Source organism: Flavisphingomonas formosensis (assembly GCF_009755815.1).
Taxonomy (GTDB): Bacteria; Pseudomonadota; Alphaproteobacteria; order Sphingomonadales; family Sphingomonadaceae; genus Flavisphingomonas; species Flavisphingomonas formosensis.
The window spans coordinates 516313-531267 of sequence record NZ_WRPK01000001.1 but is presented as its reverse complement, the minus strand read 5'-3'; the positions used below and the strand labels follow the sequence as shown (position 1 = coordinate 531267).

General features: G+C 65.6%; 8 protein-coding genes. 4 read left to right on the top strand and 4 right to left on the bottom strand.

Annotated elements, in window-relative coordinates; translation table 11 throughout:
* The first annotated feature begins 89 nt into the window (after positions 1 to 89).
* Positions 90 to 572 (top strand): outer membrane protein assembly factor BamE, encoded by a 483-nt coding sequence (locus GQY20_RS02575; RefSeq protein WP_232475854.1) that lies wholly within the window; start codon positions 90 to 92, stop codon positions 570 to 572.
* A 175-nt stretch (positions 573 to 747) separates the two neighbouring features.
* On the opposite strand, the gene GQY20_RS02570 is transcribed toward GQY20_RS02575, so the two are convergent.
* On the bottom strand, positions 748 to 3510 hold the full coding sequence (locus GQY20_RS02570) for a [protein-PII] uridylyltransferase (protein WP_157215464.1): 2763 nt from the start codon (positions 3508 to 3510) through the stop codon (positions 748 to 750).
* A 172-nt stretch (positions 3511 to 3682) separates the two neighbouring features.
* Positions 3683 to 6298: a DNA mismatch repair protein MutS gene (gene mutS, locus GQY20_RS02565; protein WP_408641042.1), complete on the bottom strand. Its 2616-nt coding sequence runs from the start codon at positions 6296 to 6298 to the stop codon at positions 3683 to 3685.
* 442 nt (positions 6299 to 6740) lie between these two features.
* Here mutS and GQY20_RS02560 point away from each other — a divergent pair, with 442 nt between their 5' ends.
* On the top strand, positions 6741 to 9005 hold the full coding sequence (locus tag GQY20_RS02560; RefSeq protein ID WP_157215463.1) for an NADP-dependent malic enzyme: 2265 nt from the start codon (positions 6741 to 6743) through the stop codon (positions 9003 to 9005).
* Positions 9006 to 9230: 225 nt separating this feature from the next.
* Here the strand turns inward: GQY20_RS02560 and GQY20_RS02555 are convergent, their stop codons facing one another.
* The gene (locus tag GQY20_RS02555) at positions 9231 to 9440 is read right to left on the bottom strand and encodes a hypothetical protein (protein WP_157215462.1); all 210 of its coding nucleotides are present in this window, start codon (positions 9438 to 9440) and stop codon (positions 9231 to 9233) included.
* A gap of 234 nt (positions 9441 to 9674) precedes the next feature.
* On the opposite strand from GQY20_RS02555, the gene GQY20_RS02550 reads away from it, so the two are divergent.
* Complete coding sequence (locus tag GQY20_RS02550; RefSeq protein WP_157215461.1) at positions 9675 to 10217, top strand: nuclear transport factor 2 family protein; 543 nt, start codon at positions 9675 to 9677, stop codon at positions 10215 to 10217.
* 68 nt (positions 10218 to 10285) lie between these two features.
* On the opposite strand, the gene GQY20_RS02545 is transcribed toward GQY20_RS02550, so the two are convergent.
* Positions 10286 to 12640, bottom strand: coding sequence for a TonB-dependent receptor (locus tag GQY20_RS02545; protein WP_157215460.1), 2355 nt, complete (start codon positions 12638 to 12640; stop codon positions 10286 to 10288).
* A gap of 387 nt (positions 12641 to 13027) precedes the next feature.
* Between GQY20_RS02545 and GQY20_RS02540 the strand changes: the two genes are divergently transcribed.
* Positions 13028 to 14785 (top strand): N-acyl-D-amino-acid deacylase family protein, encoded by a 1758-nt coding sequence (locus tag GQY20_RS02540; RefSeq protein WP_157215459.1) that lies wholly within the window; start codon positions 13028 to 13030, stop codon positions 14783 to 14785.
* The last annotated feature ends 170 nt before the right edge of the window (positions 14786 to 14955 follow it).

The window sequence follows — 14955 nt, the reverse complement described above, 5'->3', positions numbered from 1 at the left end:
GACGTCCGGAACCGGTCCGGGTTTGTGATGTGCGATTTCGGAGATGCAGGATCAGCCCTGTACCGGAATCGCTCTGGATGGAGTCGTTGATGGTCCGTACCCCGCCGCTAGCCGCCTCTGCGCTGGCGCTCGTGCTGGTAGCGTCTCTCGCCGGTTGTGCACGGATCAAGGATCATAAGGGCTATGTCGTCGATTCGGCGCTGATCTCTTCGATCCAGCCGGGTATCGACAATCGCGATTCCGTCGCGAAGACGCTGGGCCGGCCGACCTTCGCCGGCCAATTCAGCGATCGCGACTGGTATTATCTTTCGCGTGATACGCGCGCCCTCGCCTTCTCCAATCCGCGCGTGGAAAAGCAGCTCCTCCTGACGGTGCATTTCGATCCGGCGGGCAACGTCGCAGCGGTCGAGAGGTCGGGGCTCGAGCGCGTCGTTTCGATCACGCCCAATGGCGACAAGACGCCGACGCTGGGCCGCAAGCGCGGCTTCTTCCGCGATCTGTTCGGCAATATCGGCCGCGTCGGCGGCACCACCTCGGGCAGCACCGCCGATAACCCGACCGGCGGCCAGTAAGGCTTTCTCGGGCATCCATGCCGAACCCGTTCAAGGAAGAAAGAACGTTCTTCTTTCGTCCCGGCGCGAGCTGAAGCGCTCGCGCTATCAATCGGTTGCGGGAAGGCTGTTCTGAGCGAAGCCGAGGGGCCACGTGACCGTTCGGCTTCCAAGCCTGACGTCAACGCTCTTGGCTCTACGCCGCAACCTTCGCCGCAGGCTTGCCGGCCGCTTCCAGCAGCAGCCGCTCCAGAGTCTTGACGCGGCTGGGGCTGGTGATCTTGTCGCCGGTCAGATCGGTCAGATAGAAAGTGTCGACCGCGCGCTCGCCATAGGTGGCGATATGCGCCGAATGGATCGTCACCTTCGACTGGAAGAGTGCGTGGGCGAGCGTGTTGAGCAGCGCGGGCCGATCCCGCGCGTTCACCTCGACGACCGTATAGCGGTTCGACGCCTTGTTATCGATCAGCACCACCGGCTGGATCGGAAAGGCCTCCGCGCGCGTACGCGGCAGCGGCCGCGCCGCCAGCCGGTCGTCCAGCCGGTTACGGTTCGCCAGCGCATCGTCGATGGTGAGCTTCAGCCGCTGCAGGCGATCGGGATCGTCGAACGGCCGGCCGAACGGATCCTGCACCAGCAGATTGTCGATCGCCATGCCGTCCCGCGTCGTATGGATGCGGGCGTCGATGATGTTGCCGCCGGCCAGGTGGATCGCCCCGGCCATACGGTAGAAGAGGCCGGGATGATCCGCCGCATAGACGGTGACGAGCGTCGCACCACGCTCCGGATCGGGCACCGCCGCGATCGAAAGCGGATTATGCGCCTTGTCCGCCGCCTCCATCAGCCGGGCATTGGCCTCGACGATATCGTCCGCTTCGGCCACCCAATAGGATTCCGGCAGCCGCTCGACGAGCTTGGCGAAGCGGGCCTGCGCCCAGCCCAGCCGCCGGCCGAGTTCCGCCTGCTTCACATCGATCCGCTCGCGCCGGCCCTTCTGCTTGTGGCCGAGCCGCAACACTTCTTCGGCCGACTCGTAAAGATCGGCGAGCAATTGTCGTTTCCAGCCGTTCCATACGCCCGGCCCAACGGCACGAATGTCGACTACCGTCAGCAGCAGCAGCAGTCGCAGCCGCTCCGGGCTCTGCACCGCTTCGGCGAAATCCAGCACCGTCTTGAAATCGGAAAGGTCGCGCTTGAAAGCCGTCGCCGACATCAGCAGGTGGTGGCGCACCAGCCAGGCGACCATGTCAGTCTCCGCCGGCGTGAGGCCGAAGCGAGGGCAGAGCTTCTCGGCCACCTCCGCGCCCAGCACGCTATGATCACCGCCGCGGCCCTTGGCTATATCGTGGAGCAGCACCGCGACATAGAGCACGCGGCGCGAAACGATACGCTCCATCAGCTTGGTCCCGAGCGGATGGTCCTCCGCCAGCTCGCCTTTCTCGATCCGTGCGAGCAGGCCGATGGCGTGCACCGTATGCTCGTCGACCGTATAGTGGTGATACATGTCGAACTGCATCTGCGCGACGACCCGGCGGAAATCGGGCACGAAGCGGCCGAACACGCCGGCCTCGTTCATCCAGCGCAGCACGGTTTCCGGATCGCGCGGCGAGGTGAGCACGTCCATGAAATAGGCATTGGCCTTGGGATTGCGCCGCACCGCATGATCGATCAGCCGCGCGTCGCGATTGGCCTGACGCATGGTGAGCGGATGAATTTCCAGCCCATGCTTGTCGGCCAGCGCGAACAGCTCCAGCAGGCGGAGCGGATCCTCCTCGAAGAAGTCGTCGCTCGGCGTCTTGAGCCGGCCGCGGTCGAGCAGGAAACCGCCGAGATTGCGGGGCCGCCGCCGCAGCCCGGCGAGACCGAAACGCCGCCCGCGCGCCGCGAAAAGCTCGTCCAGATGCGCGAGGAACAGGCCGGTGAGATCGCCCACCTGCTTCGCCACCAGGAAATAATGCTGCATGAAGCGCTCGACCGCCGAGCGACCCGGACGATCGGCATAGCGCATCCGCTCCGCCACCTCGCGCTGCACGTCGAAGGTCAGCCGCTCCTCGGCACGGTTGGTGACGAGATGCAGATGGCAGCGCACCGCCCACAGGAAATTCTCGGCTTTCTGGAACTGGCGCAGCTCCTCCGGGGTCAACAGCCCCTTGTTCACCAGCTCCGGCACGGTGCGCACCTGATGCGCATATTTGCCGATCCAGAACAGCGTGTGGAGATCGCGCAGCCCGCCCTTGCCTTCCTTGAGATTGGGTTCGACGACGTAGCGGCTGTCGCCCATGCGCTGGTGGCGGGCATTCCGCTCCGCCAGCTTCTGCGTGATGAAGGTACGCGCGGTGCCGGCCATCACCTCGTCGTCGAAGCGGCGCGCGGCTTCGTCATACAGCGCCTCGTCACCCCACACGAAGCGCGATTCGAGCAGCGCCGTGCGGATGGTGAGATCGCTCTTCGCCATGCGCACCATGTCGTCGAGCGAGCGGCTGCTGTGGCCGATCTTCATCCCCAGATCCCACAGCATGTAGAGCATCGATTCGATCACCTGCTCCGCCCAGCTGGTCTGCTTCCAGGGTGTGAGGAAACCGATATCGACATCCGAAAACGGCGCCATCTCGCCGCGCCCATAACCGCCGACCGCGATCAGCGTCAGCCGCTGGGCGGCGGTGGGATTGCTCAACGGGTAGAGGCGCTGCGTACTGAAATCATAGACCAGGCGAAGCACCTGATCGGTGAGAAAGGCATAGGAGGCCGCTGTCTCGCTGCCGCGCGTCGGATTGGCCGTCAGCCGCGCCGCAATCTCGCGCCGGCCAGTTTCCAGCGCGCTCTTCAGCATCGCCGTCGCCTCGCGGCGCAGCGCGGACACATCGCTGCTGTCCGGCAGCAGCTCAACCAGGGCATCCGCCAGCTTGCGCCGATCGATGATCGCACGCCGATTATGAAGGGCTTCGAAACGCGTCGCCATGCCCGTTCACCTAGGGACGAATAGTTAAAAGAGCTAGGCTGAGCGGTCTGAAACCGCACTCTTTTTGCATTGCTCGACAGTCATGCCGAACGGATGTCGCCGCATGCAAAGGGCGTCGCCCTCGCTGGCGCTACGGACCTCGCGCGTCGGAGCTCCAACCCCCGGCGCAGGCTCATTCCGCCACGATCGCCTTCAGCCGATAAAGCAGATCCAGCGCCTCGCGCGGGCTGAGCGTGTCGGGGGAAATGGCGTCGAGTGCGGCGCGCAGCGGGTCGGGCGCAGCCTCCTCCCGCACTGCGGCCGCGGCGAAGAGCGGTAGATCGTCGAGGCCCGCAGCGAGGCCACCGGTGCTCGCCCGGCCAGCTTCGAGACGCCCCAGCACCTCCTTCGCGCGCGCCAGCACGATCGGCGGCAAGCCAGCCAGCTTGGCGACAGCGAGACCGTAGCTGCGATCGGCCGGCCCGCGCGCCACCTCGTGCAGCAGGACGAGATCGCCCTTCCATTCCCGCGCGCGGACATGGTGGAGCGAGAGCGCGTCGAGCCGCTCCGCCAGCCGGGTGAGCTCGTGATAATGGGTGGCGAACAGGCAGCGGCAGCGATTCTTGTCGTGCACTGCCTCAACCACTGCCCAGGCGATGGCAAGCCCATCATAGGTCGATGTACCGCGGCCGACCTCGTCGAGGATGACGAAGGACCGCTCGGTCGCCTGGGCCAGGATCGCCGCCGTCTCGACCATCTCGACCATGAAGGTGGAGCGGCCTCGCGCGAGATTGTCCGACGCGCCGACCCGGCTGAACAACTGGTCGACCAGGCCGAGGCGCGCCTGGGTCGCCGGCACCGGGCTACCCGCCTGGGCCAGCACCGCGATCAGCGCATTCTGCCGGAGGAAGGTCGATTTGCCGCCCATATTGGGGCCGGTGATCAGCCATAGCCGCGAATCCTCGGAAAGGCGGCAATCATTGGCGACGAAGCGCCCGCCGGTCAGCGCGACCGCGCTTTCGACGACGGGATGGCGGCCGCCCTCGATCTCGAAGCAATTGTGATCCTCGAACCGCGGCCGGCACCAGCCACCTTCCGCCGAACGCTCGGCAAGGCCCGCCGCGACGTCGAGCCGTGCAAGCGCCTCGGCCGTCGCCGCGATCTCGACGGTGCGATCGAGCGCGGTGGCGATCAGATCTTCGAGATGCGCCGCCTCGGCGGCGAGCGCATGCGCGCCCGCCTGCCCCACCCGCGTCGCCTGCTCGTGCAGTTCCGGCGCGTTGAAGCGGACGACGCCCGCCAGCGTCTGGCGATGGGTGAAGCCCGAATCGGCCGCCATCAGGGGATCGGCATGCTTGGCCGACACCTCGATATGATAGCCGAGCACGCCATTGTGCCGGATTTTGAGCGACGCGATGCCGGTCTTCTCGCGATAGCGCGCCTCCAGCATGGCGATGGCGCGCCGGCCTTCGCCACCCTGGCCGCGCAGATCGTCGAGCGCGGCGTCATAGCCTTCTGCGATATAGCCGCCCTGCGCGGTATCGATCGGTGGCGCGGGCACGAGCGCACGGCGGAGCAGATCGGTGAGCGCGCCATGGCCGGTCAGGCGGGGCAGCAGCCGATCGAGCAGTGCCGGCCGCGCCTCGATCCGCGCCAGTCGGTCATGCAGGTCGCGCGCTTCGTTGAGGCCGTCGCGCAGCATGCCGAGGTCGCGCGGGGAGCCGCGCTTGGCGACCAACCGGCCGAGCGCACGGCCGATATCCGGCGCGGATTTCAGCCGGCCGCGAATGGCCTCACGCAGGCCCCCGTCCCGCTCGAACAGCGCCACCAGGTCCAGCCGCTCCTCGATGCGGATGCGATCGGTGAGCGGCGCACCGACATCGGCGGCGAGCAGCCGCGCGCCCGCGCCGGTGACGGTGCGGTCGATCGCGTCGAGCAGGCTGCCGCGCCGTCCGCCGCCGCTTGCCTGGGTCAGCTCCAGGCTCTCGCGGGTGGCCGCGTCGATCATCATGTGATCGCCCGACCGGCGCCGCTCGGGCGGTTGCAGGAAAGGCAGGCTGCCCTGCCCGGCCGTGTCGAGATAGGAGATGAGGCCGCCGGCCGCCGCCAGCTCGGCACGCGAGAAGCCGCCATAGCCGTCCAGCGTCGCAACCCCGAACAGCGTTTTCAGACGCCGTTCGGCGGCGGCGCTGTCGAACCGTCCGGCGGGACAGGGCAGCGCATGTGCCGGCGCCTCGGCCATGCTGTCCGGCGCGATCAACTCGGCCGCATCGAGCCGGGCAAGTTCGGCATCGAGCGCGGCGGGTGCAATCTCGGCCAACTCGAACCGGCCCGTGGAAATATCCGCCGAGGCGATGCCGACCACGCCCCCGACCGGCGCGATCGCGGTCAGCCAGTTGGCGGAACGGGAATCGAGCAACGCCTCCTCGGTGAGCGTGCCCGCGGTGACGACGCGCACGATCGCGCGGCCGACCAGCGACTTGGATCCGCGCGCCTTGGCCTGCGCGGGCGTCTCGGTCTGGTCGGCGATGGCGACGCGGTGGCCGCCCTTGATCAGCCGCGCCAGATAGCCTTCCGCGCTGTGCGCAGGCACCCCGCACATCGGCACCGGCTGGCCCTGATGCTCGCCGCGCGCCGTAAGGGCGATGTCGAGCGTCGCCGAGGCAGCCTTCGCATCGTCGAAGAACAGTTCGAAGAAATCGCCCATCCGGTAGAACAGCAGGCAATCCGGTACCTGCGCCTTCAGCGACAGATATTGGGCCATCATCGGCGTCGCGGCCGGTTCGGAAGCGTGCGAGCGGGAAGACATGGGCGGCAGCGATAGGGCTTTTGACCGGAGAGCGGAACCGACTTTGCACGGGCTGCAATCGGCCCGCGGAAGCGGCGAAGGCCGCCCGTCCAGAAGCCGCGCGTAACCCCACTCGACTGCGCATTCGCGTATCGATCTACACCCCGGATCGCATAAAAACACAGCCATCCGGCACCACGACGCCGATCTGCGAATCAGGCATGCTCATTCAGCAACGATGCCAATCGCACCGGCCGTTCCGCACTATGGAACGGTCGTTGCGATTCCTGCGAGAAAGCTGCCGATATCGGCTTGCCGTGGCCCGGTAATGGCCTAGAGCGTTTCGGCTCCGATCAACCGCTTTACCTTGTTCCGGCTCGTGCCTGAATTGTGCGCGCGGGTCGATCCACCGGGGTGGAGCGATGTCACGGCTCTGCGACGCGGGGCCGCCATGAGGACGACAATGAGCGAAGGCAGCAACGTTCAATTTTCAGAGCGCGAGGCTCTGCTATTCCACTCCACCGGACGTCCCGGCAAGATCGAGATCATCGCGTCCAAACCGATGGCGACGCAGCGCGATCTCAGCCTCGCCTATTCGCCGGGCGTGGCCGTGCCCGTGCGTGCGATCGCGGAGGATCCGGCGACCGCCTATGATTATACGGCGAAAGGCAATCTGGTCGCGGTGATCTCCAACGGCACGGCGATCCTGGGCCTCGGCAATCTCGGCCCGCTCGCCTCCAAGCCTGTGATGGAAGGCAAGGCCGTCCTCTTCAAGCGCTTCGCCGACGTCGATGCGATCGACCTGGAGGTGGCGACCGAGGATCCCGAAGCGTTCATCAACGCGGTCGCGCTGCTGGAGCCGAGCTTCGGGGGAATCAACCTCGAAGACATCAAGGCGCCCGAATGCTTCATGATCGAGCAGACGCTGCGCGAGCGGATGAACATCCCGATCATGCATGACGATCAGCACGGCACTGCGATCATCACCGCAGCCGGCCTGATCAACGCCTGCTATCTCACCAAGCGCGACATCCGGGACATCAGCGTCGTCGTCAACGGCGCGGGCGCCGCCGCGATCGCCTGCACCGAGTTGATCAAGGCGATGGGCGTGCCATCCGATCGGGTGATCATGTGCGATCGTTCCGGCGTGATCTATCAGGGCCGCCAGGAATCGATGGACCAGTGGAAGTCGGCGCACGCAGTGAAGACCGATCGCCGCACGCTGACCGAGGCGCTCGTCGGCGCCGACGTGTTCCTGGGCCTGTCCGCCGCCAATGTGCTGACCGGCGAGATGGTCAAGGCGATGGCACCGGAGCCGATCATCTTCGCAATGGCCAATCCCGATCCCGAGATAACTCCGCCGGCTGCCCGTGCGGCGCGTCCGGATGCGATCATCGCGACCGGCCGTTCGGACTATCCGAACCAGGTCAACAACGTCCTCGGCTTCCCCTTCATCTTCCGGGGCGCGCTCGACGTACGGGCGACGACGATCAACGATGAGATGAAGATCGCCGCGGCCCGCGCGCTTGCCGAGCTCGCGCGCCAGCAGGTACCCGAGGAGGTCGCGCTCGCTTATGGCGGCGTCGCGCCCAGCTTCGGCCGAGATTATATCATCCCCGCACCCTTCGATCCCCGGCTGATGGAGATCGTGCCCGCGGCGGTGGCGCAGGCCGCGATGGATTCGGGCGTCGCCCGCCGTCCGATCCTCGACATGGAGGAATATCGCGACAGCCTGAAGGCGCGCCTCAACCCGACCACCGGCGTGCTCAGCATGGCCTATGAAGGCGCGCGCCAGCATCCCAAGCGCGTCGTCTTCGCCGAGGCGGAGGAAGAAGCGGTGCTGCGGGCCGCGATCGCCTTTCGCGACGGCGGCTACGGTATTCCCGTGCTGGTCGGCCGCGACGACGTGCCCGAACGGCTCAAGGCGCTCGGCGTCGACGATCCGGCGAGCTTCGAGCTGCACAACAGCCGCATCTCGCCGCTGGTGCCGAAGATGGTCGACTTCCTCTACGAGAGGCTGCAGCGGCGCGGCTATCTGCGCCGCGACGTGCAGCATCTGGTGAACACCGATCGCAACATCTTCGGCGCCCTGCTGCTCGCACTCGGCGAAGCCGATGCGATGATCAGCGGCGTCACGCGCACCTATTCCGAAACGATGCGCCAGGTACGCCGGGTGATCGATCCGCTGCCCGGCCGCAAGCCGTTCGGCATCCACATCCTGGTCGGCCGCAGCCACACCGTGTTCATGGCGGATACCACCGTGAACGAGCGGCCCAGCGCCTCCGATCTCGCCGACATCGCCGAACAGACAGCGGCGGTGGCGCGCAAGATGGGCCATGAGCCGCGCGTCGCCTTCCTCTCCTATTCCACCTTCGGCAATCCCCCGGGCGCGTGGCTGGAGAATATCCGCGAGGCGGTGGCCATCCTCGACGCGCGCCAGCCCAGCTTCGAATATGAAGGCGAAATGGCGCCGGACGTTGCACTCAACCCGGCGATGAAGAAATATTACCCCTTCAGCCGCCTGTCGGGGCCTGCCAACGTGCTGGTCATGCCGGGCCTCCAATCCGCCAATCTCTCGGCCAAGCTGCTGCGTGAGCTGGGCGGGGATTCGGTGATCGGCCCGATGGTGGTGGGCATGCAGCATTCGGTGCAGATCGCCACCATGGCATCCACCGCATCGGAGCTCGTGACGCTGGCGGTGCTCGCCGCCGGCGGCATCGCGCGCTGAGCCAGGCCGGCGCCCCTACGGGGGCGCCGTGCGGCTTGACCGGGATTTGAGGGGGGCCTGCCTTGAAGGCAGCTATCCGGAAAAGAAGGTATCTCGCGGCAGCGAGGCGCCGTTTCATCGCGCCCTAGAGAAGCTGCGCGATCTATGGATCGCACTGCTTGCGCCAAGCCTTTGTGGTCGCATCCTTTCCGCGGAAAACCGATTCCCGCTTTTCCGCACGATGCTCTAGGCGCGCCGGGCCTCGGCAGAGCGTGACGTTGCCAGCGGGTGGATATGCATGTGGGCCACCATGAAAGCGCCCGCATGCGCCGCGCGCAATTCCCGCACCGTCAGCACGCCCGCCACGGCCCAGAAACAGCAAAGCACCAGACAGCCGATCTGGATCAGCGTGGCGCGCAGCCGACGATCTTCGTATCGCGAACGGGTCAAATCCATGATCGTTGGTTACGCTCCCGTCGCTGTCGGCAGGCTGAATGGCCAGGGCAGGCGCGAAGCAGGCCAACCTGCCCGAAAGCGCGATCGCAACGGCGCGGAAGATGGCGCGATGGATCGAACCCGTCAGCCCGGAACATACCGCCGTCCGTCTCGGAGGCGGGGGCCGAGCCTATGCTGCCGCCGGATCGCGGCTGAACCCTGCTGGCCGTGACCATCCTGCGAGAGGGGAACGAAATGGGCTTTACACCGCAGCAATTGTCCGACCTGGAAGAAATCAAGCAGCTCAAGAGCCGCTATTGCCGCGCGACCGACCTGTGCGACGTCGCGATGCTGCGCGCGCTGTTCACGCCGGACGTGACCGTCGACTATCGCGGAGGCGCCTATACCGCCATCTGCCGCGGGGTGGACGAGATGCTCGATTTCCTGCTGAACGCGCATCATTCCGAGATGATCACCATGCACCATGCGCATCTGCCGGACATCGCCTTCACCGGCCCCGACAGCGCCGAAGGCACCTGGTATTGCGAGGACTTCCACATCTCGCTCGATCGCCGCGAAATCACCATGGGCTGCCTGATCTACCGGGATCGCTACGTCCGGCGGGATGGCGTTTGGAAGATCTCCAGCACATCTTACGACCGCGTCTGGGAAGCGTTCGAGCCGTTGCGGGACGGTATCGAGATCACGGCGCACAGCCTCGCACGCGCTGGCCTCCCGCGCGACCAGCGTCGCGACATCGGCCATCTGCTCCACTGGAAGGACCGGACAGCAGCCTGAGCCTCGAAACGCAAGGGCGCCCGTCGGAAATCTCGGACGGGCGCAGCATGCATCGAACCGCAGACGGATCAGTAGGCGATCGTCAGGCTCGCGCCGAAGCTGCGCGGCATCTGATACTGCACCTCAGAAAAGCCGAGCGAGCCGAAGTCGATGCCGCTCACGACATGCTTGGTGTCATTGAGCAGATTCGCGCCATAGACAGATAGATCGGCCTTGATCCGTTCGGTCAGCGGTATGCCGGTCAGCGAAATCTGCGCCCGCAGGTCATCGAAGCCGGGATCGACCGTCTTGAACTGGAGCGGCGAGACGATGTCGAGCGGCTGGAAATACCGCTTGCCGGTATGATCATAGTCCACCCGCACCGAAGGCGTGCCGAAGCCCGTCTCCGGGAAGGTGTATTGCGCCGCCACGTGGGTGGTCAGCTTGCTGGCATAGCCGAAGCGGGCCTGATCGGCGACGTTGATCGGCTGCGACGCGGGATCACCCGGATTGGGATTGAACAGGTAGGTTTTGAACTTGGGATCGACATAGCCGATCGATCCTTCGAGCAGCAGGCCGCGCACCGGCAGCGCGGTGATTTCCGCCTCGATGCCCTTATAGGTCGAACGGCCGGCATTCTGCGTCGTGGTGCCGGCCCCGCCGCTCGCCGAGGCGACGAACACGGTGAGCTGGCGATCCTTGTAGTCGGTATAGAAGCCGTCGATGTTGAAGCGCAGCCGGCGATCGAACCATTCGGACTTGAGGCCGATCTCGTAGCTCTTCACCTTCTCCGGGCCATAGCCGTCATCGTTGATGTCCTGGCTGCTGAACCCGCCCGACTTGTAGCCGGTGGCGTAGCGCGCATAGAGATTCGCATTCTCGGTGAATTTATAGGCTACCGAGACGTTGTAGGAGAAATTCTGCCAGCTCTTGGCAAGCTTGCGCGCGAAGGGCGGCGTGGTCGCAGGAAAGCCGAACTGCGTGTCGTCCTGATCGATCATCCGCTTGTCCTTGGTGTAGCGGCCGCCCACCGTCAGCTCCAGCTTGTCGTTCAGGATCGGCGGCGTGTAGCTCGCCTGGCCATAGGCCGCATAGGATTTGGACGTGCCCGTATAGGTGGGGCTGCGCTGCAGATTGTAGCCGAGCGGCGGCAGGCCCGGACCCGGCGAGAAGACATAGGTATAATATTGCGGGTTCACCTGGCCCACGCGCTCGCGGAAATAGTAGAGGCCTGCGGTATAGTTCAGCCGGTCGCTGGTGCCGATGAGCTGCAATTCCTGCGAAAATTGCCGCTGGTGGGATCGGTTGCTGGACTGGAAGGGCGAGACCGGCTGCACCGAAACCGAGAAATCGACCGGATTGAGCACGAGCCCCCTCATCCCGGTCTGACCCGACAGGTCGGAGAATTCGTGATTGTTGAGCCCGCGATAGGCGCTGATCGATTTCAGCGTGATCGCGTCCGAAAGATCATATTGAAGCGTATTGGAGATGCCCCAGACGCGGCTGTGGCTGAAGCCGCGGAAATCATAGGCTTGGTCCTTCTGGCGCGTGTCGGAGATCTGGAAGGTTCGGCCGCCGAGCAGCGGCGAGAGCGCATAATATTGCTGCACCAGCGCGGACGCGCCGGTCAGCTGCATCGCCGCCGGCACGCCGCGACGGGCCTGATAGTCGCCGCGCACGTCCCATTTCAGCGAATCCCACTCGCCATGCAGCGAGGCGAACACCGTATCGGTCTTCAGCGCGCCGGGATCGCGATTGTCCGGCTGCAATATGTTGTTGGTGTAGCCGTTGCGCTGGCGATGCTGGTAGGTGACGCGGAAGGTGAGGCCGGTATCCGCCAGCTCGCCGAAATCGACTCGCGTGCGCGACGACCATTCGTCGAACGAGCCGTAGCTCAGCTTCTGCTGGAAGCCGAAATGATCGGACGGCTTGCTGGACGTGATCGAGACCGCGCCGCCCGTCGTGTTGCGGCCGAACAGCGCGCCCTGCGGACCGCGCAGCACCTCGACGCGCTGCACGTCGACGATGTCGAAGATGCCGCCCGCCGTGCGGCCCAGATAGACGCCGTCGAGATAGAGGCCGATCGGCGGATCGTTCGTATAGACGGTGGGATTGGCGTCGATGATGCCGCGGATCGCGATGTTGACGCCCGCGATCGACGAGGCCGATTGGGTGATGGTGAGGTTCGGCGCCACCGAGGCGAGATTGTCGATCGACTTGAAGTTGCGCTGCTCCAGCGCGGCGCCTGAGATGGCGGTGATCGAGAGCGGCACCCGCTGCGAGGCTTCCTCGCGTTTGCGGGCGGTGACGACGATGTCCTCCAGCCCCTGGGTCTGCATGTTGGTTCCGCGCTGTTGGGCGTGCGCTGCCGGCGCGACGGCAATGACCGAGCCCGCCGCGCCCGCGCACAGCGCATGACGCAGCATAGTCCTGTTCCAGGCCATGATTTCCCCTCCTAAGGAATGTTCGTTTTCGTTATCTCCGCCCCGCTTTGCGGGTGCGCGATCTCACGTCAGGTCCGTCGTTTGTGGATGCTCGGCGTCCTGGCCCTCCCCTGTCCCGATGGGTCCTACGCACTCAGGTGGCGGAGGATTGACGGTCGCGTGGGAGGCGTCAATTCATATCCCGCGATCATGTCCCGATCACATTGTGTGACCCGATTTCACGCGCGCCCGCGCCTGTGCGCGCGCTTGCGAATATGGGCTGTGGCGGACGGTGGGCCCTGGCCATCACAATCTGTTACACCAAGTCTCCGCTTTACGATTCGCCTGCAAAGGCATAGCCTGCCGGCCGCAACGGGATAACTCCGCAAGGATGAGGAGGCTGGAGAGATGGTGGCGGAAACGGGCAAATTCCTGATCAAGGGCGGCAAGCTGGTCGACGGCACCGGTGCGCCCGCGACGATGGCCGACGTGCGCGTGGCGGACGGCCTGATCGCCGAGGTCGGCCCGGGCCTTGCAGCCCAGCCGGGCGAGCGCGTCGTCGACGCGTCCGGCTGCGTCGTGACGCCGGGTTTCATCGAGCCGCACACCCATTATGACGGCATCATGTGGTGGCAGCCGGATCTCGATCCGCTGCCCGGCCATGGCATCAGCACGATCGTGATGGGCGATTGCGGCTTCACCTGTGCGCCGCTCTCCCACGATCCCGAAGTGCGCATGGAGATGATCAAGATCTTCTCCTTCTTCGAGGACATCCCCATCCAGCCCTTCCTCGACAATGTCGCGTGGGACTGGAACAGCTGGTCCGAGTACAAGGCCTCGATGGAGCGAAATCTCAAGCTCCCGGTCAATTATAGCGCCTATGTCGGCCATCTCGCGCTGCGCTTCGCGGTGATGGGGCTGGAGGCGTGGGAGCGGGTGGCGACGCCGGACGAGATCGCGAAGATGGCCGCGATGCTGGACGACGGGATGAAGGCCGGCGCGCTCGGCCTGTCTACCAACCTGCTCGACCTCGACGGGCAGAACCGCCCGGTGCCGACGCTCCTGTCGGACGACGCCGAATTCGCCGCGCTGATCGACGTGCTCGACCGCTACCCCAATGCGCAGATGGAGATCGCGCTCGACATCTTCCTGCGCATGACCGGCCTCGAGCAGATGGAACGCATCGCGCGCCTCACCAAGGGCAAGAAGGTGCGCGTCCAGTGGGGCGGCCTGCCGACGCTCGAATTCCAGAAGGCGATGGGCACGCAGCAGCCGCTCGAGCAGTTCCATGAGCGGATGAAGGCGGAAGGCCGCGATTTCTGGACGGCCTTCGCCCATGTCTCGCCGACCCTCACGATCAGCGTGCAGCACTCGCTGGTCTGGGCGCAGTCCGGCTCGATGGCCTGGAACGAGGTGGTCGAGGCGCAAGGTGACGAGGCCAAGGCCAAGCTGCTGCGCGACCCCGAATGGCGCGCCCGCGCGCGCAAGTCGCTGGACGAGGACGTCTATCGCCAGTCCAACATGGCCAATCCCGACAAGCTGATCTTCCTTGCCTCGGACAATGGCCACGGCCCGGTGAAGGTGACGGTCGGCGAGGTCGCCCGCGAGCGCGGAGTCCATTATTCCGACGCGATGGCCGACTGGTTCCTCGACAACGGCCTGGAATCGGCGATCCACCTCGAGGGCTGGACGCAGGACGACGAGATGGTCGTCAAGCTCTACAAGGACGATTTCGCGGTCGGCAACATCAACGACACCGGCGCGCACGGCCAGATGTTCTGCGGCGTCGGCCAGAACATGATGCTGTTCACCGAATTCCACAAAAAGGGCCTCCTGACCCTGGAAGAGGCGGTGCACGCCATCACCGGCCGCCCCGCCCGCCATTTCGGCCTCGCCGATCGCGGCGAGATCAGGGTCGGCAAGCGCGCGGACGTCGCCGTGTTCAACCTCGACGAGATCGAGGTGGCCGACTGGGAACGCGTCTACGACGTGCCCGAAGCAGATGGCCGGAAGACGTGGCGCTGGACCCGCTCGGCGGCGCCGACCCGCCTCACGCTTGTCAACGGCGTCGTCACCTTCGAGAATGGCGAAGCGACCGGCGCACGCCCCGGCACCTTCGTCGCGCCTTCGCAAGAAGAGACGGTGGTGCTCGAAGCCGCGGAGTAAGCGACCTCATCCCCTCCCTGCCAAGGGAGGGGGCAGGGGTGGGTGCGCGCGTCCGCGCGCCAAAAGACTGTAATCACCCGATCCGGGCGACTTCCCTGTCATCCTGACGAAAGTCAGGATCCATTTTGCCGCAGCGTCGCGTCTTATCGGCACTGCTGCGGCGAATGGAT

Bases quoted from the DNA above. Each gene is read 5' to 3' on its own strand.
- GQY20_RS02570 (WP_157215464.1), bottom strand. From the start codon at position 3,510: ATGGCGACGCGTTTCGAAGCCCTTCATAATCGGCGTGCGATCATCGAT.
- GQY20_RS02540 (WP_157215459.1), top strand. From the start codon at position 13,028: ATGGTGGCGGAAACGGGCAAATTCCTGATCAAGGGCGGCAAGCTGGTC.
- GQY20_RS02560 (WP_157215463.1), top strand. From the start codon at position 6,741: ATGAGCGAAGGCAGCAACGTTCAATTTTCAGAGCGCGAGGCTCTGCTA.
- GQY20_RS02550 (WP_157215461.1), top strand. From the start codon at position 9,675: ATGGGCTTTACACCGCAGCAATTGTCCGACCTGGAAGAAATCAAGCAG.
- GQY20_RS02555 (WP_157215462.1), bottom strand. From the start codon at position 9,440: ATGGATTTGACCCGTTCGCGATACGAAGATCGTCGGCTGCGCGCCACG.
- GQY20_RS02575 (WP_232475854.1), top strand. From the start codon at position 90: ATGGTCCGTACCCCGCCGCTAGCCGCCTCTGCGCTGGCGCTCGTGCTG.
- mutS (WP_408641042.1), bottom strand. From the start codon at position 6,298: ATGTCTTCCCGCTCGCACGCTTCCGAACCGGCCGCGACGCCGATGATG.
- GQY20_RS02545 (WP_157215460.1), bottom strand. From the start codon at position 12,640: ATGGCCTGGAACAGGACTATGCTGCGTCATGCGCTGTGCGCGGGCGCG.